Source organism: Stenotrophomonas sp. BR163 (genome assembly GCF_047520985.2).
GTDB classification, from domain to species: domain Bacteria; phylum Pseudomonadota; class Gammaproteobacteria; order Xanthomonadales; family Xanthomonadaceae; genus Stenotrophomonas; species Stenotrophomonas sepilia.
In genome coordinates, this window is the sequence record NZ_JAXBRE020000003.1 from 299742 (window position 1) to 323095 (window position 23354).

Genomic DNA, 23354 nt, shown 5'->3' on the forward strand with positions numbered 1-23354 from the left:
TGACGGCGCAGACTGCGCTCACTCCCACACGCAAGGAAGGGCCATGAAGATCCTCCTCGTCGGTGCCAGCGGCACCCTCGGCCAGGCAGTCGCCCGTCAGCTCGGGCAACAGCATCAGATTCTCGCCGCCGGCCGCCGCAGTGGCGAACTGCGTGTGGACCTGACCGACGACGCCAGCGTCGCCGAACTGTTCGCCCGCACCGGTGCAGTCGATGCGGTGATCTCCACCACCGGCTCGGTGCATTTCGGACCGCTGCAGGAGATGACGCCGGCACAGTTCAACAGCGGCCTGCAGGACAAGCTGCTGGGACAGGTGCGGCTGGCACTGGCCGCCCAGCACCACCTCAATGCCGGTGGCTCGATCACCCTGACCAGCGGCATCATCAGCGCCCAGCCGATCCGCGACGGCGTCAACGCCACCGCAGTGAATGCCGCACTGGAAGGCTTCGTGCGCGCCGCCGCACTGGAGCTGCTGCCGCGCGGCCTGCGCATCAACGTGGTCAGCCCGAACGTACTGATCGAATCAATGGCGGCCTACGGCCCCTACTTCCCGGGCTTCGAAGCGGTAAGCGCACAACGCGCCGCACTGGCCTTCCAGCGTGCAGTGGAAGGCATCCAAAGCGGCGAGACGATCACGGTCTGGTAAGAAAAAGGGGACGGAGGGGATTAAGTCGTTTTCGTCCGCCGGGCATGGCCCGGCGCTACCGGGAGCGCGTTCCCTTTTTGTCGCTCACTCCCAGCGCATCGGGCCATCGCCGCGTTCACCGAGAACGTCGCCAGGGTTGGCCAGGCGGCAATGCTGCAGTGACAGGCAGCCACAGCCGATGCAGCCGGTCAGTTCATCGCGCAGTAGCTGCAGCATGTGGATGCGCTCTTCCAGCTCGGTGCGCCAGCGCGCGGACAGCTTGGCCCAGTCAGCCTTGGTCGGTGCACGGCCTTCAGGCAGGCTCTCGAAGGCGCGGCCGACCGCTTCCAGTGGCATGCCCACCCGCTGCGCAACGCGGATCACCGCCAGCCGGCGCAGCACGTCGCGGCTGTAACGGCGTTGGTTGCCCGAGGTGCGCAGGCTGCTGATCAGCCCCTTGCGCTCGTAGAAATGCAGTGCGGAAACGGCCACGCCACTGCGCTGGGAGACCTCGCCAACGCTGAGTTCCTGGGATGCCATTGCTTGACCTCAACTACAGTTGAGGTGGCATGCTGCTATCTTCGCCGCCCGTTGACAAGCGCGGCCCGCCCCTGACCGGTATGACCCCGACCCTCTCTCCCGCCGACACCCGCCTGCCGGCTGACACATCGATCCTGTCCGCGCGCTACCGCGCCACCACCCTCGGCATGGTCGCGCTGGTCGCGCTGCACGCCTTCGAAGCATTGGCCGTCGCGGCCGCGATGCCCACGGTGGCCGAAGCACTCAGTGGCCTGCGCCTGTATGCGCTGGCCTTCGGCGGCACACTGGCCACCAGCGTGATCGGCATGACCCTGGCCGGACGCTGGGCCGACCGCCAGGGCCCGGCACGGCCGCTGTGGTACGGCCTGGCCTGCTTCGTGCTGGGCCTGCTGCTGGCCGGCTTCGCCGTGCGCATGGGCATGCTGGTGGCCGGGCGCCTGCTGCAGGGCCTGGGTGCGGGCGCGATTTCGGTCTCGCTGTACGTGATGGTCGGCCGCAGCTACCCCGAGCACCTGTGGCCGAAGGTGTTCGCGGCATTCTCGGCGGGCTGGGTGGTGCCCTCGATGGTCGGCCCGGCGCTGAGCGGCCTGATCGTCCAGCATCTCGGCTGGCGCTGGGTGTTCCTGGCGGTGCCGCTGCTGGCAGTCCCTGCTGCCCTGTTGCTGCGGCCTGCGCTGGCGCGCATGCAGCCTTCCGCCGACAGCAGCAACGACGAGGGCCGCGGCAACATCGTGCGCTGGGCCAGTGGTGCATCGCTGGCGGCGCTGCTGCTGTACTTCGGCGGCCAGCAGCACGGTCCGACCGCCCTGCTCTGCATCGGCGTGGCGATGCTGGCGCTGCTGCTATGCGTGCATCGCCTGCTGCCGGCCGGAACGCTGATCCTGCGCAGGGGCCTGCCCAGCGTGATCGCACTGCGCGGCATCGCCGCTGCCGCATTCTTCGCCTGCGAAGCCTACCTGCCGCTGCTGCTGCAGCGCGAACGCGGGCTCCCGCCCAGCTGGGCCGGCGCGGTGCTCAGCCTCGGCGCACTCGGTTGGTTCGCCGGCTCCTGGCTGCAGGGTCACCAGCAGCGCGGCTGGTCACGCCAGCAGCTGCTGCGCGTCGGCACGGCGATGATGACGGTCGGCATCGCCGCAACGCTTGCGGTGTTGTTCAATGCAGTGCCATTGCCGGTGGCCCTGGTGGGCTGGACGGTCACCGGTTTCGGCATGGGCATGATCTACGCCAGCCTCTCGGTACTCACGCTTTCGCTGTCAGCAGCGCATGAGCAGGGTGCCAACACGTCGGCCCTGCAGCTGAGCGAGGCCCTGTCGGTGACCACCGCGCTGGCGGTCTCCGGTGCGTTGTTCGCGCTGTTCGTGGAAAGCGCGCCGCACACCGGCTACCTGCTGTGCCTGGCGATCACCTTCGGCCTGGCGGTGCTGGCTGCGGTGATCGCGCGGCGGGTGTAGCGCCGTCGGGTTTCGGCAGTGCCGGTCGCTGGCCGGCACCATCACGGGATTCCCGCGTGCGCGGAGAGTGCCGGCCAGCGGCTGGCACTACCGGGTCCCCGTCCCCACGTCATCGATATCCCGGTGCAGGATGCGCCGCACTTCCAGCACCGCTTGCGGGGTCTCCTGCACACTGTGGCCGGAAATGATGACCTTCTCCCACTGTGCACCCGGCAGGTGCGCACTCCAGTACGGCACCAGTCCGTCATCGGACTTGTCCACCGGCAGCTCCGGCTTGCGCTGGGCGATGATCGAGTGGTACTTCAGTCCCGCTTCGATCGGCAGCTGCGCTGCGGCCTTGACGAACGGGTCGCTGGCCTTGAGGTTGTCGATGCTGTTGGGAATCTTCGGCTTGGCCGTGCCATCGACCTGCTGCTCGGCCTGCGCCAGCGCCATGAACACGTCCTCGAACTTGCCGAGGATGGTCAGTGGCAGGCGCACCAGCCGGCCCAGCAGGCGCCCGACCTTGTTGCCGGCAATATCGGTGCCCTGGTGCGGCGCAGCGATGAAGATCGCACGCTCCACGTTCGGCTGTGCCTTGAAATGCAGCAACGGCCCCAGCTTGTTCTGCACGCGCTTCAGACGCTCGCCCTTCAGGTCATAGTTGGCCAGCAGGTCGTTCCACAGCACGTCACCGGAATCGCTCACCAGCAGCCGCGCGAGCACGCCGCCCATGCTGTGGCCGATGTAGACCATGTCCTTCGATGCACGCGTGCTGCCATTGGGATCGAAGTGCTTCAGCGTGTCGTTGAACGCATTGGCGATCTCGTAGCGGTTCAGCGCGATCGGTGCGTTGGTCGGGTAATAGACCTGCCACACCTGGAACTGCTGGCGCAGCTCGGGGTCGCCCATGATCTCGTTGGCCAGGTTCACCCAGGCTTCCGGGCTGCTGGCCAGGCCGTGCAGCATGAAGATGATGCGGCGGTTCGGGTCCCACGGCTGCATCAGGTAGATGTGTGGCTCGCCGATGCCCTCGCTCATGCCGAACAGGGTGCGCAGTGACTGCCGGGCGAAACCGCTCTGGGCAAGCCACAGGCCGTAGGCCGCGGTGAAATTGCCGGCCAGCGGCACCTGTTCGCCGTGCAGGGTGATGCGCTCGGTAGCTTCCGGCGAATAGGCATCCAGTTCAACCCGGCGCGTCCGCATCACATCGTCCAGGCTGCTGCCTTCGAAGCGCAGCAACGCGGTGACGTTGATCGAGGACATCTCGCTGAACTCGGGCACCGAATCGTCATGCCGATGACGGCGGCCACGGCGTGCGCCCTCTTCGTCATCCTGCGGTGTCTCCGCCTTCGGGCCCTCAGGCGCGATCACCGGTGCGACCAGCTTCGGCGGGTCCATCACCATCACCAGCTCGGCACCGAAGCCATCACGGCGATAAGTACTGCGCAGCCCGACGAAGCTGACCGTGCCGGCCGGCACCAGCTGCGCGGGAATGCTCTTCAGGTTCAGCTGCTGGTAGTTGGAAGCCAGCGACCAGCTGCCAACCGAGATCGGCTTCGTGTAGTCCTCGCCAGCCAACGCAGCGGCGCGCGCGCGGACGAACAGCACCACCGCCGCCTTCTCGGCCGCGTAGTTGTAGTAGTCACGCACCTGCGTCTGCCGGTCTTCGAAGGCGCGATCCGATGGTGAGCGGCCGCTGTAGAACAGGTAGGCATAGGCGTAGCGCGCGGCTTCCAGCCAAGCGTCCAGCGCTGCGTCGCTCATCGGCGGATCGCCGGCTGCGGTCTTCTTCGGCGTCAGCGCCAGCGCGGCCTTCACCCACAGTTCGGACAGCGCAGACAGCCGCTGCTCGACATTGAGATCGTCGGTCATCAGCAGCGTGCTGCGGCAGACCAGGAAGTCCTTCTCGCACTGCGATTCGTCCAGGCCTGCCGCGCTTAGCGTCTCGCGCGCAGCGGGGCTGAGCCTGCCGGTATTGAGCACGTCGGCACGCTTGTTGACCAGCGAATCGCTGGATTTGACCTGCTTGACGGTGACCATCGCGCAACCACTGCTGCCCAGCAGCAGGAAGGCGGCGAACAACACCGGCAGCGCACGCTGCCAGCGGATCAGGAGGAGTCGAGTCATTACTGCGGGTCCTGCTCGGTGCCAGGTACGCCCTGGCGGATCACGGTGGAGAAGTGGTCGCCGCTGCCCAGGTCCAATGCACGCTGGGTGATGCGGCCCTTGTCATGCAGCTCGGCATAAGGCACGCCTGGGGTGAGTGCGCCGACCTCCTGCGCATACTCGGCCAGATACCCGGACAGCAGCAGGCGGTAGTCCAGCGGCAGGCGCGGCGCGATGTGGCGGGCCAGGTCGAAGACGATGGTGGTGCAGTTGCTGGTGAGCGTGTTGTAGAAGCCCGGCTTCGCATCCAGTTCGCGCGCCTGTGCGATGTACGCGGCAAACAGCTCCTTCAACTGCGCGCGGTCCATGCCATGCAGGCGGTACAGGTAGACGTCCTCACCGCGCGCATTGGTGCGGGTGCGGATGATGTCGGTCTCCTCCGCGGCCACCAGGGTCATCTCGAACTTGCGGAAGAAGCCACCCAGCGCCGAGAAGGATTCGCCGCGTTCCTTGCGGATCTCCAGCGAGAACACCACGTGGCGACCATCGTCGAAACCGAACGAGATCAGGGTGTGGGCGATGGCCGGGCCCATCCAGTACGACAGCACCAGGTCGGCCGAACGCAGCTGGTCCAGGTCGTACGCGCGGCGCACCCAACGGGCGTCGTAGTCGGTTTCGGTGCGCCATCTGAAGTCACGCACGTTGTCGAGCACCACGTGGCGGCCATCGAAGGAGACCACATGCAGGCGCTGGGCCACGTCATCGGCCCACACGCGGTCCTGGCGTGGGGTCAGCAGCAGCCACCACAGGCCGGCCAGCACCAGCGCAGCGCCATACGCCATGCCGAGGCGGCGGTTGCTGCGACCACGCGCGACCCGCCACGACGCCCACAGCGCAAACAGCAGCCACAGCACCGCAATGCCGTTCGCCAGCCAGCCCGGCCCCGGCATCTGATAGGCCAGCAGCCCGGCCACCCACAGCGCTGCCAGCGCCATGGCACTTCCTGTCATCCAACGTCCTGCGGCTTTCACTGGCATCCTGTCGCGGTCCCGAAGCCGCATAGTTAGCCACAAGCGGGTTCACCGTGGCATCTACGGCCTGTTCAGGCACGCCGGCGCACCGTCTGCGGCGGTCCATGCGGCCAAGTTCACTTCACAGGAGCAACGATGGGCATCACTTCCGTGGCCGGCGTTCCGGTCCAACCCCAGCACCGCGCCACCTGCCATTGCGGCACGGTCGAACTGCTGCTGGACCTGCCGGACGGCATTGTCGATCCACGCCGCTGCGACTGCTCGATGTGCCGGCGCCGGGGTGCCATTGCAGCCAGCGTTGCCCGCGCGGGCCTGCAGGTCGTGCGCGGGCAGAACCACCTGCAGCTGTACCAGTTCAACACCCATGTGGCCGAGCACTACTTCTGCGACGTGTGCGGCATCTACACCCATCACCGGCGCCGCTCCAACCCGGAACAGTACGGTTACAACGTGGCGTGCCTGGAGGGCATCGACCCGTTCGCGCTGGGGGTGATCCCGGTCAACGACGGGGTCAACCACCCGGCCGACCGCGGCGCCTAGTGGCGCGCGCGCCGCAGCGGCGTGGCGACCTTCTGCCAGGGAGCCATGCCGCTGCGCCCGGCCCGCACAGGGCGTTTCAGCCAGGGCCGGCGTGGCGGCACCTGCGGCGCGTCCGCGACCGGGGGAGGAAGCGGTCTACGGCCGGGCCAGAGATGGTCGAGCAGCCACATGGCGGGTCTCCGTGGGGGACGGGGACGATCAACATTAGACCTGGGTGGGCATGGGCGGTGTGAGCGGAAGACGACAACGGGATGACGGCGGAGGGGGCGATGAGCCTGCTACGCCGTATGCTCGGCCAACATGCCTTTGCGTTTCCGCAGCAACAGGTGCAACAACACAGCACACACAGCCGTCAGCAGCGCCAGTACACGCAGCAGTGTTGCCAGCGCCTTGGCGCTGACCTGCTGCAGCTGCTCAGCGCTCATCGCCGGCAGCAGTGCCGCCGCCTGGTCGCGGGACCCGCTCGCCAGATAGGCACCGGCACGCGCCAACGACGCGGGCGATGCCCCATGCAGCTGCTGGTCGACCACCATCGCCAGCAGCGCCGTCACTGCGGCCAGGGCGATACCTTCGCCTGCTACCCGCACGGTTCCGAAGATGCCGGCGGCCATGCCCGCACGCTGTACAGGCACCACGCTCACCGACAGCCCATCCATCAGCCCCCACGGCAAGGCCGTGCCTGCACCGACCCACATCAGCAACGGCACCCACTGCGAGGGCGACGGATGCGTCGCATGGCGCGACAGCAGGTACAGGCCAGAGGCGCACACCAGCAGCCCCAGCGTGCACAGCCGTGCGCTTCCAACGCGTTCCGCCCAACGCGCGGCCAGCATCGGCAGCATCAGCATCGGCGCGGACAGCGCCAGCATCTGCAGTCCCACCAGCGTCGTGCTCTGGCCATGCACGCCCAGCAGTTGCAGAGGCAACACGACCAGCAGCACCACGTAGCCCAGGCAGGTCGCCACCGGCAGCAGCTGGACGCCGAGAAACGCCGGTTGCCAGAACAGTGAGAGGTCCAGCAACGGGGAAGGATGCAGCCGTTCGGTACAGACGAACGCGCCGCCCAACAGCAGCGTCGCCAACAGCGCCAGCTGCACGCGACCGGCGTACAGGCCGTACTCTCCCAGCCACAGCAGGGCCAGGGTCAATGCCGCCAGCATCAGGCTGAAGCCCAGCATGCCGGCGATGTCCAGCCGTCCGCGCTCGCCCCGGCTTTCGGGCAACGCGCGCGCGGCCAGTGCGAACGCCGCCAACGTCAGCACACCGCCCGCAGCGAACACGCTGCGCCAGCCCAGCGCCTGCAGCAGCAGGCCCGCGAGCAGCGGCCCCAGCGCCAGGCCCGCACCGAACGTCGTGCCCAGCAGGGCGAAGACACGGGCACGCCTCGGTCCCTGCCAGCCCTGCGCCAGCGCAGCGGTGCCCGAGGACAGCGCTGCTGCGGCGGCAACGCCCTGCAGAGCGCGCGCCAGATCCAGCCACAGCAGCGTAGGCGACAGGCATACAGCGGCCGTCGCGACGGTGAAGCCGGCCGTGCCCAGCAGGAACATCCGCCGTCGGCCATGGCGATCAGCCAAGCCACCGGCAGCGAGCAGCAGGCTGCCGAAGGTGAGCATGAAGGCGTTGGTCACCCAGGCCAGCGCAGTGGGCGATGCCACTGCGGAGCGGGACAGCACCGGCACCGCGACGGCGCCGGCGGTGAAGGACAACGGCAGCGCCAGCGCGGCCAGGCAAACCGCAAGCAGCGTCCAGCGTTGCGGCGTCTGGGCAGGTACAGGGAACGTCGAATCCGGGGCCATGCGGGCCTCCTTCCATCAGGGGCATTGATGATGGGCGGGCCGTTATTCCTGAAAAACAGGCTCTATGGACGTTGATTGCGGCCATATGTTCCGCAATCATGGTCGTCATGGACTCCATCTCTGCCCTGCTCGCCTTCGTCCGCACCGCAGAGGCGGGCAGCATCGTCGGCGCCGCCCGCGTACTCGGCCTGTCTGCCTCGGCGGTAGGCAAGCGCATCACCCGCCTTGAACAGAACCTGGGCACCCGTTTGTTCCAGCGCACCACCCGCCGTGTGCACCTCACCGACGAAGGCGAACTGCTGCTGCAGCGCTGCCGCCGCGCACTGGATGAACTTTCCGAAGCGCAGGCGGACCTGGCGCAACGACAGCACGCTCCCAGTGGGCTGCTGCGCATTGGCCTGCCCACCATCGGCTACCGTTTCCTTCTACCGGTGCTGCCCGGATTCCAGCAACGCTACCCCCAGGTGCAGCTGGAACTGGAGTTCAATGACCGCATCGTCGACGTGGTCAGCGAAGGGCTGGACGCGGTGATACGCAGTGGCGAGCTGGCCGATTCCAGCCTGACCGCACGGCGACTGGGCGGCTTTCGTTTCATCCTCTGTGCGGCACCGGGGTATCTGAAGGCGCACGGCATTCCCGGCGATGTAGGCGACCTGCGCCTGCACACCGCGCTGCGCTTCCGTTACCCCACCACCGGAAAACTGCATCCGTGGCAGCTGCCGGGCATCGAAGGCGACGCCGGGGCGCGCCTTTCCACGGCGATGACCTGCAACAACATGGAAGCCGTGCTGGCCGCTGCGATCGGTTGCATGGGCCTGGCCTAGATGCCCGACTTCCTCGCCGCCGACGCGCTGGCCGACGGCCGCCTGCAACAGGTGTTGCCCACACTACCTACGCACCGGGGGCAGTTCTCGCTGCTATGGCCCGGTGGGCGCCATCCCAGTGCACGCCTGCGGGTGTTCATCGACTATGCCGTCGCGAACCTGTTCCAGGACGCCTCATAAAAAGGGGACGGAGGGGATTAAGTAGTAATCGGCCCTACTGTGCCCGAAACGACTTAATCCCCTCCGTCGCCTTTTTCCCTGGGCGCTGGCGCTGCGTTGAGCTGGTAATGCGCGACCAGCGCATCCACCACCGCGCGCACGCCCGGCAACTGTCCACGACGATGCGGCAGCAGCACGCTGGTGGTCACTTCGCCGGCATGCCACGCCGGCAGGACCTGCTGCAGGCGGCCGGCCACAATCGCTGCGGCACACAGGCTGTGCGGCAACACCGTGATGCCGAGGCCCGCTTCGGCCGCCGCGACCAGAAGCTGCGACTCATTGCCGACCAGCGCCACCTGCGGTTCCACCTGCACGGTGCGGGCGTCGGTGCCGTGCAGTGTCCAGCGCGTTGCGTGGCGCGTCGTCAGCAGGCCAGCATGCGCGCGCAGCTGCTCGGGCGTATCCACTGCTGGCGCGGCTGCCAGATAGCCAGGCGACGCCACCAGCACGATGCGTTCTCTACTCAGCGAGCGCTGCACCAGACCGGAATCCGGCAGCGGACCGAAGTGGCTGCGCAAGGCAATGTCGATGCCTTCCTGCGCCAGGTCGACGAAACGATCACTCACTTCAACTTCGATGCGCAGCCGCGGATAGCGGCGGGCCAACGGGGGCAGGCACACGGCGAGCTCGCCCTGCACCACCGGAATCGAAGCGCTGATGCGCACGGTGCCACTCGGTTCGGCCTGGCGGTCACGGACGATGGCCTCGGCGGACTCCACCTCGGACAACGCCGCGCGTGCGCGATCAAAGAATGCCTGGCCGACTTCGGTCAGCGCGAAGCGCCGCGAACTGCGTTGCAGCAGCCGTACCTCGAGGTGTTCTTCCAGCAGCGCCACGCGCTTGCTCAACGTCGAGCGCGGCAGGCCCAGATGGCGTCCGCCTGCTGCAAAACCGCCCTGCTCCACTGCGGCCACGAACAGAGCCAGATCGTTGAGGTTGAGCATGCGCAACGTCCACAGGTGTGGACTTCAGGATGCCATTCGAACCGCTTCCGGGGCAATGTCCACGCAGGCACGCTTTCCTCACCCGCCGCATCGCGGCTTGAACCGGAAACCTGCCATGACCCCGATCCTCTTCTACGGCGTGCCCTCGGGCTGCTCGTTCGGCTCCATCGTCGCGCTGGAATGGTTGCGCCAGCCGTATCACCTGTGCCGTATCGACATGCCCGGCCAGGTGCAGGGCGAAGACTATCGCCGCCTCAATCCACTGGGCGAAACCCCCACTCTGCGCACCGCGCAGGGCGAACTGCTCAGCGAGAGCCTGGCCATCCTCAACCACCTGGCCGCCAAGGGCGTTGCGCAGGGGCTGGGCTTCGCACAGGGCACCTCCGGCTTCGACCGCCTCAACCACCGGCTGGCCTATCTCAACACCAGCTTCTTCGGTGCCTACGCCCCGCTCTGGCACGCGCTGGAACACGCCGAGGGCGATGACGGCAAGGCGCTGCGTGCCTATGGAACCACCAAGGTGCGCCAGGCCCACCAGGCGCTGGAGCAGATGCTCAGCACAGGCCCGTGGCTGCTGGGCGAGCAGCGCAGCTTCGCCGACGCCTACTTCGCCGGCATCGCCCGCTGGAACGATTACCACCAGGTGGTCGACCGCCGCGAGTTCCCCAGGGTGCAGCAACTGTTCGAGCGCCTGCAGGACGACGCCGGCGTGCAGTTCGCCCACGCCGTCGAAGCACAGCGGCCGGCTACCAGCAGCGGTGGCTTCCTCGGCGAGGTGCGGCTGGAAGACGTGCTTGAGGCCGCGGCGGCCTGAGTCCTGCCCTGCCTGTGCGGCAGCGGCGCGCAATGCCTCTTGCGCGCCGCGCTACAGTGGTATGTCCCCTGCTGCAGGAATCCGCGCATGTCCACGTTCTCCGATCCGCAGGCGGTGGCCCGCTATGCCGAAGCACCGCTGCGCCAGGTGCCCGGTTTCCTCGCCCTGCAGCAGATGAGCCGCCTGCTGCTGGCCGAACGCGTTCCCGCGCAGGGCCGCGTGCTGGTACTCGGTGCCGGGGGCGGGCTGGAGCTGAAGGCCTTTGCCGAGGCGCAACCGGGCTGGCAGCTGCTGGGCGTGGATCCGGCCGCGCCGATGCTCGCGCTGGCCGAGCAGACACTGGGCCCGTTGAACGCACGCGTTGAGCTGCTGGAAGGCTACATCGACGATGCCCCGGACGTGCGCTTCGATGGTGCCAGCTGCCTGCTGACCCTGCACTTCCTCGATGCCGCGCAGCGCCTGCACACGCTGCGCGAGCTGCACAGGCGCCTGCAGCCCGGCGCGCCGCTGGTGGTGGCCCACCACAGCGTGCCGCAGGATCCGGACGGCAAGCTGCGCTGGTTGCAGCGCTACGCCGCGTTCGCCGAAGCCTCGGGTGTTGCCCACGCCGATGCACTGCGCGCGATCGACGCCATTGCCGAGCGACTGCCACTGCTGGCGCCCGAACAGGAAGTGGCGCTGCTGGAGGAAGCCGGCTTCGACGGCGTGGAGCTGTTCTATGCAGGCTTCAGCTTCAGGGGCTGGGTGGCGTACGCCGGGTGATGCCTACGGCACCACGGTGATGCCGATGCGCTGCATCAACAGCGCCACCTGCTGCACATCCAGCGTGGCGCCACGCAGGTTGGTGCTGCGCAGGTCCAGCTCGCCCAGATCGGAATTGGTCAGGTCGCAGTCGGTGAAGTTGGCGCTGTTCCAGTCGATTCCCTCGAACTGGCCACCGGACAGGTCCGAGCCCGCGAAGCTTGCGCCACTCACGTTCGCACCGTCCCAGCGGTTCTCCCACAGTTCGCATTTCTCCAGCGTGACCCGCGAGAAATTGGCATAGCGCAGGTTCGACTTCTTGATGAAGGCGCTGCAGAACCAACTGCGCGTGGTGATCTGGTTCATGAAGCTGGCGTTGCTGAAATCCGCGCCCTGCGCGCGGCACTCGCTGATTTCCAGGCCCAATGCCTTGACGAAATTGAAGTGGCACATGCTGATGTCGCAGCTGCGGAAGCTGGCTTCCTTCAGCGTGGCGCCGTTGAAGCGGCAGCCACTGCGGCTTTCGGCGTCATAGAAGCTGCAGTTGATGAACTCGGTGGCGGTCAGGTCCACGCTGGAAAAATCGCATTCGTGGAACTGCTGGTCGACCACTTTCTGGCCGGTGTACTGGTCCGCGCCGATGCGCAGCTTGCGGTGAACGGTGGGGGACATCGTGGATTCCATTCCAGGTGCCCCGCCATGATGCCGGGCCGCGAGGGCGATCCATAGACGTGGGCGCGGGAGGATTCACCGGCAGTCCAGCCGCGCTGTGTCCCCGATGCCAATTGCACGTTGTTGCACATTTATGCATGAATGTGCAGACTTATGGCATGAGCTCAGACCCCAGCCCCCTCCCCGCCCAACGCACCCGGCAGATCCTCGAAGAACTGCGCCAGCAGGGCCGCGTGGTCGCCGCCGAACTGGCGCGCCGCTATGCCGTCTCCGAAGATTCGATCCGCCGCGACCTGCGCGAGCTGGCCGCACAGGGCCTGTGCCAGCGTGTCTACGGCGGCGCCGTGCTGCCACCGCCCAAGGAACGCCCGCTGCGCGAGCGCCTGATCCGCGACCGCGGCGACAAGGCCGAGCTGGCCGCACGCGTGTGCGCGTTGCTGCAACCCAATCAGGTTGTACTGCTCGATGCCGGTTCAACCAACCTGGCGATCGCCCAGCAGCTGCCGCCCGCCCTCGGCTTGACGGTGATCACCAATGCGCCACAGATCGCCACGGCCGCCAGCATGCTTGATGGCACCTCGGTGCAGCTGATCGGCGGCCGCCTGGTCAGCGGTGACGGTGCGGTCGGCGCAGAAGCACTGGCCCAGGTGCAGCGCCTGCGCGCCGACGTGTACCTGCCCGGCCCCTGCGCGGTGGACTGCGATACTGGTGTATGGGCAATGGATGCAGAAGAGGCCACGCTGAAGCGCGCGATGGTCGCGTGCAGCAGCCGCGTCATCGTCGCCGCCACTACTGAAAAGCTCGGTGCCCGCGGCAACTGGCAGATTGCCAGCCTGGACGAGATCGACGACCTGGTGCTGACCACCACCGCACCGCCCGCATTGGCGGCACGCTTCCGCGCCGCAGGCATCGCGGTACACCCCACTCCGCCCTGACCGTACCGCTCATGTCCCTTGCCAACCGCGCGCGTGCCGAACAGCACGCGACCCGCGCTGCGTTCTTCATTCCCGGCTTCGCCACCGCGCTGTGGGCCACGCTGGTGCCGTTCGCCAAGGCACGCACCGGGATCAACGACGCCACGCTGGGGCTGGTACTGCTCTGCCTCGGTGCCGGTTCGCTGCTGGCAATGCCGTTGTCCGGCGTGCTGGCCGCGCGCCTGGGTTGCCGGCGGGTGATGGTGGCCAGCAGCCTGCTGATCTGCCTGACCGTGCCCGGCCTGGCGCTGGCCGGTTCGGCTTGGACACTCGGGCTGGTCCTGTTCGTGTTCGGTGCCGCCGTGGGCGCAATGGACTGCACGATGAACGTGCAGGCCGTCATCGTCGAGCGCGAAGCACGGCGCGTGATGATGTCCGGCTTCCATGCCTTCTTCAGCATCGGTGGTTTCCTCGGCGCGGCCACCATGACCGTGCTGCTGTCCGCACAGCTGCCGCCCTTGGCATCGGTGCTGATCGGCGTTGGCGCCATGCTGCTGGTGATGCTGTTGTCGGCAGCGCACTGGCACAGCGAACGCATGCCGCACGACACACCGATGCTGGCCCTGCCGCACGGCATCGTGTTGTTCATCGGCGTGCTGGCGTTCGTCGCCTTCCTCGGTGAAGGCGCGATGCTCGACTGGAGCGCGGTGTTCCTCAGCGATGTGCGGCGCGTCGATGCCAGCCTGGCCGGCGTCGGCTACGTGACCTTCACCCTGACCATGACCGTGGCGCGCCTGTTCGGCGACGCACTGGTGGCGCGCCTGGGCCGCCAGCGCGCGATCGTCTTCGGTGCTCTGCTTGCCGCTGCGGGCGTGCTGGTGCTGACCCTGGTCACGCCGTGGCAGGCGTCGCTGGTCGGCTACGTGTTGGTCGGCCTCGGTTGCGCCAACATCGCGCCCGCGCTGTTCTCGCTGGCCGGTCACCAGACCCGCATGCCCGGCGCGCTGGCGATCACTGCCGTGTCCACGCTCGGCTTTGCCGGCATCCTTGCCGGACCGGCACTGATCGGCTTCGCCGCAGACCATTTCGGCCTGATCGCCGCGTTCGTCGGCGTGGCCACGGCCTTGTTGCTGGTGGCGGTGTCCACGCGCTGGCTGCGGGTGTAGCCCAGGGCATCAACGCCGCCTGCGGCGCAGCTTCATCCGCACGCGCCGGTAGCCGATCACCGTCGCCGTGGCACACAGCGCGGTGCCAGCAGCGCTCAGCAGCAGCAGCACCGCCAGCCGGGTACCTTCCTGGCGCAGCATCGCCGGCAGGTCCCAGCTGTGCAGGAAGTAGAACAACCAGCGCCCCACCCGCTCGCGATGCCCCATCGTCAGCAACGGATCGCCGGTCGCCAGATCGAGATAGACGCGCGTCGCCTCCGCATCGCCAAAGTCCACCACTGCCACCGGGAAGCGGCGCACTGCTGCGCCGTTCATGGCTTCCGGTGCACGCGGATAGAAGTAGGCATCCGCTGTCTGCTGCACCACGAAGCCCTGCATCGGCGCAGCGGACAGCGCACGCGCCTTCTGCTGCAGCCACGCGGCCGGCAGCAAGTGCGCAACCTGCAGATGCTCGTCGCTGCCGGACACGATGCGGGTCTCGCCCTTCCCATCCAGCAGCACCGCGAACAGCTCACCACCGATGCGCCGCCACTGGATCTCAACTGGCCGGAAGCACACAGCATCGGCCACCGCCAGAAGCTTCGCCGGATCGCCCAACGCGCCATCCACCGCCACAGCGCCGCCACGATAGCGCCCACCGTCGATCGCAGCATGCGTGCTGCTGAAGACACCCAATGGATTCATCGACATCAGGCCACTGAAGATCCAGGTGAACACGAAGGCCGCTGCCACCAGACCGATCAGATGGTGCCAGCGCATCCACGGCTCGACGTACGGTGTCTTCGCACCGGAACGATAGTGCCCACGGAAACGCCAGCGCCACACACCCACCACGATGCCGCTGACCGCCGCCAGCGTGCACAGTGCGGACAGCACGATCACCACCCACGTCCACACCGGGTCCACCGACTGCATGCGCAGGAAATACAACCAGTGCAGCCAGGCGCCCACATAGTTCCAGCGCTGCTGCATATGCGGCGCGTCCAGCACGACTTCACCGGTACGCGAGGACACATACAGGTCGCCCGGTTGCTCACCGCCCACCTCGACGCGATACAGCGGCCGATGCGCGTCCAGTGCACGCGAATGCGTCCAGCGGTCCTCGTCCATGCGCATCGCACCCACGAAGGCCGGGCCTCCGGCGAACTGTGCAGCGGACGCTTCGGCACGCTGTGCCGACACCGGCAGCAGCGCCTGGCCGGTCACGGCAGACCAGGCGCCCACGTTGCTGCCACTTCGCACCACATACGCCGGCTCGCCGCGTAGCGTGGTCAATGCCACAGCCTCCGGCTCGGCCTGCACGGCGGCAGGCAGTAACGACAGCCCCTGCAGGTCGCGGGCCTCACCCAGCACCGGCAACGCCGCCAGCCGCTCGCCGGGCGTCAGCTTCGGGTAACCAATGAACAGCATCACCATGCCGCTGACGAACCACAGCAGCATCAGCAGGCATCCGCCGATGCCCAGCCAACGATGCACCAGGTAGGTCCAGCGCTTGGCGGTGGATCGCAACGTCATCGCCAGCGTCCTCAGAAGCGATGGTCAACAGTGAATTCGACGCGCCGGTCTGCACCCAGCAACCACTGCGTACTGGTGTAGTACGCGGTGGCGTAGTACGCCTTGTCGAACACGTTGAACAACCGCGCGGACAGCCGCGTGCGCGGTGCCGCCTGCCAGGTCAGTGCCAGGTCGGTGGTGCTGTATCCGGGCAGCTCCAACGTGTTGGCGTTGTCGGCGTAGCGCTTGCCGACGTAACGCACGCCACTCGCCGCACTCCAGTCCGGTGCGAACTGCCAGCCCAGCCACACACTGGCCAGGCGCTCGGCTACGTTCGGCGGCACGTTGCCATCACGCGATACCAGCACCGCCGGCGAACCCGTGGTTTCCAGGAAGTCCTCGAATTCGGCCTTCAGCACCGTCGCGTTGGCATCCAGCGTCCAGTGCGGCGCGACATTCCAGGTCAACGACGCTTCAATACCGCGCGACGTCTGCGCGCCCACCTGTACCCGGCGATCCGGCACCAGCGGATCGCGGCTCAGCAGCCCGGTCTTGCGGATGCGGTACGCCGCCAGCGTCCACTCGCCACCGTCGAACGCCTGCTTCAGGCCCACCTCGATCTGCCGCCCCTTGGCCAGATCGAACGCTCCATTGGCGGGGCTGATCATCAGCAGTCCACTGACCGGGTCCGCCGCCTGCGAGTACTGCGCATACAGGCTCAGCGTCGGCTGCAGCACAAATACCGTGCCGGCGCGCCAGCCGGTGCTGCTGTAGGTTTTCGAGAACGCGTTCTGGCCACTGATCAGATCGGTACGATCGATGCGGGCGCGGTCGTGGCGCAGCCCACCCAGCACCGACCAGCGCTCGCTCAGCGCCAACCGGTCTTCCGCGAACAGCGCGTACTGTTCGGCGCGGTTGCGGTAGCGCGGCAGGTTCGGCGCGTCGCTGGCGAACTGCCCCGGCACCGGATGGAACGGGTCGACCGGGCCCGAGCTGCCGGCATAGGTGTTGTTGGTGTGCTTGAAGTGCGCGCGGTTGGCGTCCAGGCCCACGGCAAAACTGTTCTGCAGGTCACCCACGCTGCCCTGCACGCGCAGCGTCGAGGTCAGCCCCGTCTGGTCCTGGTTGTGGGTGATCTGGGTGTTGCCCGAGCGGTCGACCAACCCGGTTCGCGGGTTGTAGACATAGGCCTCGGCGTTGCGCCAGTCGCGCTGGCTGTCGATCTGGTAGACGCGCGTGCGCCAGTCAACGTTCGCGTTCGGCGTCCACTGCGCATCGAGCTGCGTCCAGCGGTCGCGGTAGCGGATCTCGCTGTCGTCCACGTTGTAGTTGCGATGGCGCAGCACGTCCAACTGGCGTCCCTCCACCAGCGGCGTGCCGAAGTAGCGCATCGGCTTCTGATGGCCCTGCGCGTGGGTCAAGGTCAGCTGCAGGTCGGTGCGCGGCTGCCACAGCAGCGCGCCGGAGAAGGTGGCATCGCCGTTGCGTCCCCGATCGACCCAGCCACCGCTGTAGTTGCCGCTCACATCCAGCCGGTAGGCCAGCTCGGGCGTCAGCGCGCCACCACTGCCGAAGCCCAGCCGCGCGGTGTCCTCGCTGCCCACGGTCACACTGATCTCGTTTTCGATGGCACCGCGCGAGGGCTTCTTCGGCACGATGTTGATCACCCCGCCGATCGCACCGTCGCCGTGGATGACCGAGGCCGGCCCGCGCAGTACTTCGATGCGCTCGATCGACCAGGTATCGAACGGGAAGGTGATGCCCACGCCGCCGTACTGGCGCAGCCCGTCGTACAGCCGCATCACCGAGGCGCCATCGGTGAAGCCGCGGCTGGACAGCGCACTCAGACCGTTGCCCGGGTGCGGCATCGCACTGATCGCACCTGCCCGGCTGATCGCATCGTTGAGGTTGCTGTCGCCGCGCTGATCCAGCTGTTCGCGCGAAATCACCGTCAGGCTGGCCGGTGTCTGCAGCACGCTCAGGCCCAATGCAGAGCCTGCGCTGGCAATGGAGGACAGCTCGCCGCTGCGGGTGTCAACCACCCGCACGGTCTCCAGCGTGGTCGGGGGTGCCGCGTCGGCGGCAAGCAGGGGCGCAGCATGCAGGAGCAGCGCGCACAGGACAGGCAGCGTCGCCCGGCGCAGGCACGCGGGGTTGGGGTTCGTTTTCATTTTTTCACGGCATGCAAGGCCACCCCGCAATGGCAGGGCAGCAATCAGAAAGGGACAGACACGCGCGTGCGGGCACCGGCCGTGGCCGGCAACCTCATGGAAGAACGTTCAATGCAGCGCGCGTGCGGCTCAGGCAGCCATCAGTGCCGGCGGCCCACGCGCGCCCAATGTGCCGCTGATCCGTTGTGGCAACGCCCGCACCGCACCGCGCAGCGCGCGGCACACCGGTGCCATCGGCGCCAACAGCAGCACTGCCGCCACCAACAGGGTGATCAACCGCGCTGCAATCAGGCAGTAATCACAATCCACGCCCATCTCATGATCGGCATGCGGATCGGCGGGCGGCTTCTTTGCGGTCTCGCCGTGCGGCATCGCCATCGCGTGATGGTCGTGGTGTCCTTCCATCGCGTGCTGCGCATGCTCTGCGTGTATTGCGTGGTCCATGGCGGCCACCGGCGCAGCGGCAGCCACGTGACCCTGCGCCAGCCAGCGGCTCACCAGCGGGGCGAGCAGCACCAGCAGCATGGCAAGCCAAGCCAGGGCCTGGAACCGGCGGTGGAGGACAGAATGACGCACCCGGCCATTCTACGGGCCTGTGCCCAACCTTGGACCCCGTTCAGGGTTTGCCCCCTGCGACACGGTGACGCAGGAGCTCGCCTCGCGCGGCGACATGTGAATGCACCACACCGCGGTCCCTGCGCTTGCGGGCTCTGCCTCGCCAACGTTAGGGTTCAATTGGCCACGGCAAGGAGCCAGAGGAATCTGCATGACCACCCGCATCACACACCGGCAGCGCATCAGCCTGCTCGGCCTGACCGCGCTGCTTGCTGCCTGCGCCGACAAGGGGCCGCCCCCACCGCCAGAGCCGCTGGAACTCTCACAGCCCATCGCCGTGGACGCGCCCGGCCAGCAGGTGCAGTTCGAGTTCGAAACCACGGCGCGCAATTTTGCCAGCTACCGCACTTATGCGGTGGAACTGGATCTGCAGCACGTCTCCCCATCGCCAGATGCTGCTTCTCCGCGCGACCTGCACATTCCTTTACGCGTTGGACTTCAGCAATGGTCCGGCGGCACTTGGCAGCCGCTGGCAAGCCCCGACGCGTATCAGATCGCACAGTCGCAATCTGGCCAGCCACTGCCAGACTGGCACCGCGGTGAGGGTCTGAACTACGCCCAGATCCAACGGGGCAGCGATGGCGCATACCGATTGCATGTCGCGTTGCTACCGTTGCAGGCGCATGGCCGGTATCGGGTCCAGGTCAGCACGGTTGAAGACATCGCACCACTTCGTGGCGCAAGCGCCAGGATGCTGATTCACGAATCGCGTACGCTCGCCAAGTAGCGCAGCGCCTTGGCACTCCCTAAAGAAACAGCGCAGCGCACCTGCATCAACTCACGTACTGCGCCTGACCGTTCCCGAACGACCAGTTCTCCTTCTTCACTTCCACCAGATTGATGAACACATCCTCGCGGCGGATGCCCACCGCCGCATGCAGTCCATCGGCGATGCCGGCGTACAACGCCTTTTTCTGCTCGAGCGTGCGCCCTTCGTTCCAGGTGATCTGGATGCAGATGAAGTCGTCGGTGCGATCCACGCCCAAGTAGCCGGGGTCGTAGATCAGCGTGCCGGGCGCGTGTTCCTGGAAGATCTGGAAGCGATCATTTTCCGGCACGCCCACCGCGCGCATGGCCTGGTAGATGGTTTCGCCGACGCGTTGCAGGTAGTCGGCGGATTTGCCTTTGCGAAGATCGATGCGGGCGAGCGGCATGGTGGCACTCCAGAGTGGATGGGTACGACGACAGGCTGAGACTACGCCTGCCCGGGGCGGTGGGACAGCACAGGGATGGAACCCTCTGGCTCCACGCGTGGCATGGTCCCGCGTCCGCCGCGCGGGGTGACGCGATTGCCGTGGCGGCGCCGCTCTGGAGTCGTCTCGTGCACGGTCGGCAGGGGCGGCGATGCGCGCCATCAGTGATGGGCCGCACTACTTGCAGGTGTCGGACGACACACAACGGGAAACGTCTGGCCTGCCTAGGGACAGTTGAGAATTTCCCTTACAGACCGATGTGATTGCCCGGCTTGAAGATCGCCATGCCGAGGCAAGACGCCTTGGCCGGGATTGGCGTCTCGAAAAAGCAAACCGAACGGATAGGTTGCGCAGCAGTGCGTAGCCGCAAGAATGCACCAACTGCCCTCAATGGCGGGCGGTGTGTGGGGATCACTCGATCCGCCGGGTGATTTCTCACTCCGTTGTGTTTGCCCCGGTACGCCAACCCGCACCGTCCGCCACCTTCACTCCGGAAGGTGGCCCTACGCCAGTGAGGGTTTCGCCATGACCAACCGCATCGCCATCCATCCCCGCCTGCACGCGCTTATCGGCGACGTCGCAGCCGACGTGCCCGGGGACGTCGCACGCGAGATCGAGTGCGCCCTGAACGAACAGAACCTTCCGGCGCAGTCGGCCACGTTCTTCGCCCGTCTCAATGCGATCAACCAGGCCGACGGTGATGACGGACAGCCGTGCATCAGCCTCACCCTCGGCGCCAGCAATCACGCTTCGTTGCGCCGCTCGCTATCTGGGCTCGGCGCGTTGCTCGATCTGCTGCAGGCCGCCGACCATGCGCGCAACGAAGGCGGTCCTAACGAGCAGTTGGGCGCCTTCCATATCGACGGACTGATCGTGGCCGCACGCCAGCTGGTGCGCGAGGCACATCATTGCCTCTCCAGCGGCGATGCCTGATCGGCCCGGATGTGCTCCCGCTACAATCGCGCAGGGAGCGCAGGAGACCGCAATGGACGCCGAACACCTGGAGTACTTCAAGGCCGCACTGGAAGGCCGCGCAAGCGTAGGCTGGAACGTCTGGTTCGCCGCCAACCAGCACGCGCTGGCACAACAGCTGAGCCGCCCTGCACTGCTGCGCTTGAAGTTCAGCACACTGGATGAAGCCGAACGCCTGCTGGCCGAAGCCGGCATCGTGCCCCGCAGCACAGCGGGCAAGCGCTACGAGATGTACTGCGCACAGTTCGCACTGGACGTGCTGGATGAAAAAGGCCGGCCACTGCCGGCCATCTGGCGCGCGGCGCATGGCGGTGCCATCGGCCTGCTTGCCGATGGCGAACATGAAGCGGGCCAGGCGAAGCTGCTCGCGGAATTCCGCCGCGCCCGCAAGCGCGGTCTGCCGCAGGCGCACGAATGGCTGGGCGATCTTTGCTTCGAGGGGGAGATGGAACTGCGCGGCGGCAATGCCGAGGTGGGCCGCCAACTTCTGGCGGTAGTAGTGCAGGCCGGTAGCGGCCACGACCTGCTGGACGGGACCGCGATGATCGCGCGGAGCCTGTTGGCGAATCCCAGCTGAGTTCTACAAGGCGAGCGCTCTGTCGCGCATGAATCCAGTGTAGTTGAGTCGTAGTTGGGTGGCGGCGACTCATCCGTTCGACCACGAACTACGCCCGGCCATCTCAGCATTGGCATTTGTGCGTCCTAGCCAATACGCGCGAGACGATCTAGCGTCAGATTTCCCCTATACACGACGCTAAATAATCATGTGAAAGTGGGGCGCCACGTAAGGCTGGCAAATCACATCCGGGGGGGGGGGGGGGCGTAGTGAAAATCAGCAGAGTACATATCGAAAATTTCAGATCCATTGAGACCTGTGATGTTTCCTTTAGTGACTTCAACATTATTGTTGGACAAAACAACACAGGGAAGACTAATTTTTTCGAAGCCATCTCATGGTTTTATTCAGGATCAACCGCCGCTGATTCCATGAAGTACCGTAAAGATTCGACTTTGGAAGTGGTGGTTACAATCCACTTCACAGGCGCCCAGCAGGGCGCCAACAACATGTTGAACGAAGGCAACAAGGCAAAAATTCTAAGCGTCCTGGGTGATAGTGACGTCATCTCGGTCACTCGACGTAGCTCCGACGCTAGAAAGCGGACAGTCCAAGTAGACGGTGCCGATAGAAAGAACCCAACGGGATTCGATACAGCACTAAACGATTTCCTGCCAAAATTCGAGTACATTCATACGCGGCAATTCTACGAGGAATTCGCAAAATACAACCAGAAGAGCGCCGTTGGCGTAATGCTATCTTCTGTCATCGAAGCAATCCTCATGGATGATCCTACGTATAGATCTTTCATGCAGAACTTTGAGGCGCTTTTTAACGCAGAGGATTCAGCAGTAGGGAATCACTTCAAAGCTATTGGACAAAGCGTACGAAAGCACCTCGAAAAGCAATTTTCCGAATGCTCTATGGTCCAGTTTGAGGTGCTTTCGCCAGAATTCAGCGACCTACTGAAGAAATTCGAGACAGTTGTTGATGATGGAATTGAGACGTACGCGAGTGAAAAGGGAGACGGAATGCAACGTGCCCTTATGCTCGCCATAATTCAAGCGTACGCCGATTATAGAAGGGCTCGTGATGACCAAGGAAAATCTTTCCTTTTCTTCATAGATGAGGCAGAACTACATCTTCATCCGACCGCGCAACGCCGACTTAAGCAGGTTCTTCTCGAGCTGAGTTCCACTTTGGATCAGGTGGTGATTAGCACCCACTCTTCCGTATTCCTCGCAGACTCGGAGCCAAGCGAATCCATCCTCAAGTGCGAGAAGACTGAGGGTAGGACTGAGCTGTCAGCCACCCATCTCCTCGACAGGCCGTACATCATTTACGACCTTCTCGGAGGAAGCCCCGCCGATCTGTTGCTGCCTCGCTCCTTCCTTATCGTTGAGGGCCCAAGCGAAGTCGATCTTCTGACTCGGGTGATAAAGCGCTTTTACTCTAATCAACCCACAATCCAGATCATCGCCGCCAATGGAGACGTGTCGCAGAGTAAGCGCACGATTGATGCAGTGGCGAAAGCCTACTCTGTCATGAGCGAGTCGCTCTATCGAGACAGGTCCGTGGTTCTCTGCGACAGCCCTAGTGAAGAGAAGCGGCGCGGATTTGATAATTTCCTGCAAGCCCATGCTCATCTTCAGAACCTAGGTCACATCATGGTGCTGCCAACTGGAAGTCTAGAGGAAAGCTATCCCGACCAAATGGGATGGAAGAGAACATCTGAAGAAGTGGCGGGCATGAAGGGAAGCGAAAAGCGATCCCTCGCCAAAGAAGTTGGGGATCGCGTTTCAAAAGAAGCATTTGAGGCCATGCCGAAACTACACGAAGCGCTATTGAAAGCCTGGAGTGCCGCACGTTGAGGACAAGGCAGAAAGCGCACTTCAATTGAATACCCGCACACTTCGGGTAGCGGCGCGGGAAGCGACGAGCTCAGCTCGCCGCTTCTGCACATACGAAAAAGCCGGCTCAAGGCCGGC

The 23354-nt window shown here is 65.8% G+C and carries 21 protein-coding genes and 1 pseudogene; 12 read left to right on the forward strand and 10 right to left on the reverse strand.

The annotated features are described in order from the left end of the window. Positions 1-43: 43 nt before the first annotated feature. Entirely contained in the window at positions 44-646 is a 603-nt protein-coding gene (locus tag ACM0PY_RS03860) for a short chain dehydrogenase (RefSeq protein ID WP_005415535.1), read from the forward strand. A gap of 84 nt (positions 647-730) precedes the next feature. Here ACM0PY_RS03860 and soxR read toward each other — a convergent pair whose 3' ends face one another. Then, positions 731-1165 carry a redox-sensitive transcriptional activator SoxR gene (gene soxR, locus ACM0PY_RS03865; protein ID WP_005415534.1) on the reverse strand — a complete coding sequence of 145 codons (435 nt, stop codon included), beginning with the start codon at positions 1163-1165 and terminating at the stop codon, positions 731-733. Between the two features lie 29 nt (positions 1166-1194). Between soxR and ACM0PY_RS03870 the strand changes: the two genes are divergently transcribed. Beyond that, positions 1195-2616 carry an MFS transporter gene (locus ACM0PY_RS03870; protein ID WP_180885560.1) on the forward strand — a complete coding sequence of 474 codons (1422 nt, stop codon included), beginning with the start codon at positions 1195-1197 and terminating at the stop codon, positions 2614-2616. 87 nt (positions 2617-2703) lie between these two features. Here ACM0PY_RS03870 and ACM0PY_RS03875 read toward each other — a convergent pair whose 3' ends face one another. Together ACM0PY_RS03875 and ACM0PY_RS03880 are read right to left on the reverse strand one after the other, a co-directional pair. Next, positions 2704-4725 (reverse strand): esterase/lipase family protein, encoded by a 2022-nt coding sequence (locus ACM0PY_RS03875; protein ID WP_180885563.1) that lies wholly within the window; start codon positions 4723-4725, stop codon positions 2704-2706. After that, positions 4725-5699 (reverse strand): Lnb N-terminal periplasmic domain-containing protein, encoded by a 975-nt coding sequence (locus tag ACM0PY_RS03880; RefSeq protein WP_180885594.1) that lies wholly within the window; start codon positions 5697-5699, stop codon positions 4725-4727. Before ACM0PY_RS03880 ends, ACM0PY_RS03875 begins: the two co-directional genes overlap by 1 nt. A 171-nt stretch (positions 5700-5870) precedes the next feature. Here ACM0PY_RS03880 and ACM0PY_RS03885 point away from each other — a divergent pair, with 171 nt between their 5' ends. Further along, positions 5871-6275, forward strand: coding sequence for a GFA family protein (locus ACM0PY_RS03885; protein WP_180885565.1), 405 nt, complete (start codon positions 5871-5873; stop codon positions 6273-6275). 278 nt (positions 6276-6553) lie between these two features. Here ACM0PY_RS03885 and ACM0PY_RS03890 read toward each other — a convergent pair whose 3' ends face one another. Further along, on the reverse strand, positions 6554-8071 hold the full coding sequence (locus ACM0PY_RS03890; RefSeq protein WP_180885567.1) for an MFS transporter: 1518 nt from the start codon (positions 8069-8071) through the stop codon (positions 6554-6556). Between the two features lie 107 nt (positions 8072-8178). Here ACM0PY_RS03890 and ACM0PY_RS03895 point away from each other — a divergent pair. Beyond that, positions 8179-9100 (forward strand): annotated as a pseudogene (locus ACM0PY_RS03895) (LysR family transcriptional regulator). A gap of 28 nt (positions 9101-9128) precedes the next feature. On the opposite strand, the gene ACM0PY_RS03900 reads toward ACM0PY_RS03895, so the two are convergent. Next, a complete protein-coding gene (locus ACM0PY_RS03900; protein ID WP_180885570.1) occupies positions 9129-10058 on the reverse strand; it encodes a LysR substrate-binding domain-containing protein in 930 nt (309 codons plus the stop codon). Between the two features lie 115 nt (positions 10059-10173). On the opposite strand from ACM0PY_RS03900, the gene ACM0PY_RS03905 reads away from it, so the two are divergent. Further along, positions 10174-10872: a glutathione S-transferase family protein gene (locus ACM0PY_RS03905; protein ID WP_134970591.1), complete on the forward strand. Its 699-nt coding sequence runs from the start codon at positions 10174-10176 to the stop codon at positions 10870-10872. 87 nt (positions 10873-10959) lie between these two features. Beyond that, positions 10960-11634, forward strand: a complete 675-nt coding sequence (locus ACM0PY_RS03910) for a class I SAM-dependent methyltransferase (RefSeq protein ID WP_134970589.1) — start codon at positions 10960-10962, stop codon at positions 11632-11634. Positions 11635-11637: 3 nt separating this feature from the next. On the opposite strand, the gene smqnr is transcribed toward ACM0PY_RS03910, so the two are convergent. Beyond that, the gene (smqnr, locus tag ACM0PY_RS03915) at positions 11638-12285 is read right to left on the reverse strand and encodes a SmQnr family pentapeptide repeat protein (protein ID WP_180885572.1); all 648 of its coding nucleotides are present in this window, start codon (positions 12283-12285) and stop codon (positions 11638-11640) included. A gap of 158 nt (positions 12286-12443) precedes the next feature. Here smqnr and ACM0PY_RS03920 point away from each other — a divergent pair, with 158 nt between their 5' ends. Then, a complete protein-coding gene (locus tag ACM0PY_RS03920) occupies positions 12444-13220 on the forward strand; it encodes a DeoR/GlpR family DNA-binding transcription regulator (protein ID WP_235646805.1) in 777 nt (258 codons plus the stop codon). An 11-nt stretch (positions 13221-13231) separates the two neighbouring features. Next, complete coding sequence (locus ACM0PY_RS03925) at positions 13232-14365, forward strand: MFS transporter (protein WP_180885576.1); 1134 nt, start codon at positions 13232-13234, stop codon at positions 14363-14365. 9 nt (positions 14366-14374) lie between these two features. Here the strand turns inward: ACM0PY_RS03925 and ACM0PY_RS03930 are convergent, their stop codons facing one another. The 3 genes from ACM0PY_RS03930 to ACM0PY_RS03940 all read right to left on the reverse strand — a co-directional run bounded on the left by ACM0PY_RS03930 (position 14375) and on the right by ACM0PY_RS03940 (position 18555). After that, positions 14375-15880: a PepSY domain-containing protein gene (locus tag ACM0PY_RS03930; protein WP_414609382.1), complete on the reverse strand. Its 1506-nt coding sequence runs from the start codon at positions 15878-15880 to the stop codon at positions 14375-14377. Between the two features lie 11 nt (positions 15881-15891). Then, on the reverse strand, positions 15892-18030 hold the full coding sequence (locus tag ACM0PY_RS03935) for a TonB-dependent receptor (protein ID WP_235646803.1): 2139 nt from the start codon (positions 18028-18030) through the stop codon (positions 15892-15894). Between the two features lie 129 nt (positions 18031-18159). Then, the gene (locus tag ACM0PY_RS03940) at positions 18160-18555 is read right to left on the reverse strand and encodes a DUF2946 family protein (protein WP_180885582.1); all 396 of its coding nucleotides are present in this window, start codon (positions 18553-18555) and stop codon (positions 18160-18162) included. Positions 18556-18796: 241 nt separating this feature from the next. Between ACM0PY_RS03940 and ACM0PY_RS03945 the strand changes: the two genes are divergently transcribed. Beyond that, positions 18797-19372 carry a hypothetical protein gene (locus ACM0PY_RS03945; protein ID WP_180885584.1) on the forward strand — a complete coding sequence of 192 codons (576 nt, stop codon included), beginning with the start codon at positions 18797-18799 and terminating at the stop codon, positions 19370-19372. 46 nt (positions 19373-19418) lie between these two features. Here ACM0PY_RS03945 and ACM0PY_RS03950 read toward each other — a convergent pair whose 3' ends face one another. After that, positions 19419-19799, reverse strand: coding sequence for a tautomerase family protein (locus ACM0PY_RS03950; protein WP_005415517.1), 381 nt, complete (start codon positions 19797-19799; stop codon positions 19419-19421). Positions 19800-20363: 564 nt separating this feature from the next. On the opposite strand from ACM0PY_RS03950, the gene ACM0PY_RS03955 reads away from it, so the two are divergent. From ACM0PY_RS03955 to ACM0PY_RS03965, 3 genes are all read left to right on the forward strand, one after another. After that, positions 20364-20771: a hypothetical protein gene (locus ACM0PY_RS03955; RefSeq protein WP_071306263.1), complete on the forward strand. Its 408-nt coding sequence runs from the start codon at positions 20364-20366 to the stop codon at positions 20769-20771. A gap of 52 nt (positions 20772-20823) precedes the next feature. After that, complete coding sequence (locus ACM0PY_RS03960) at positions 20824-21387, forward strand: PDDEXK family nuclease (protein WP_197653888.1); 564 nt, start codon at positions 20824-20826, stop codon at positions 21385-21387. A gap of 248 nt (positions 21388-21635) precedes the next feature. Further along, positions 21636-23237 carry an AAA family ATPase gene (locus ACM0PY_RS03965; protein WP_180895467.1) on the forward strand — a complete coding sequence of 534 codons (1602 nt, stop codon included), beginning with the start codon at positions 21636-21638 and terminating at the stop codon, positions 23235-23237. Positions 23238-23354: the final 117 nt, after the last annotated feature.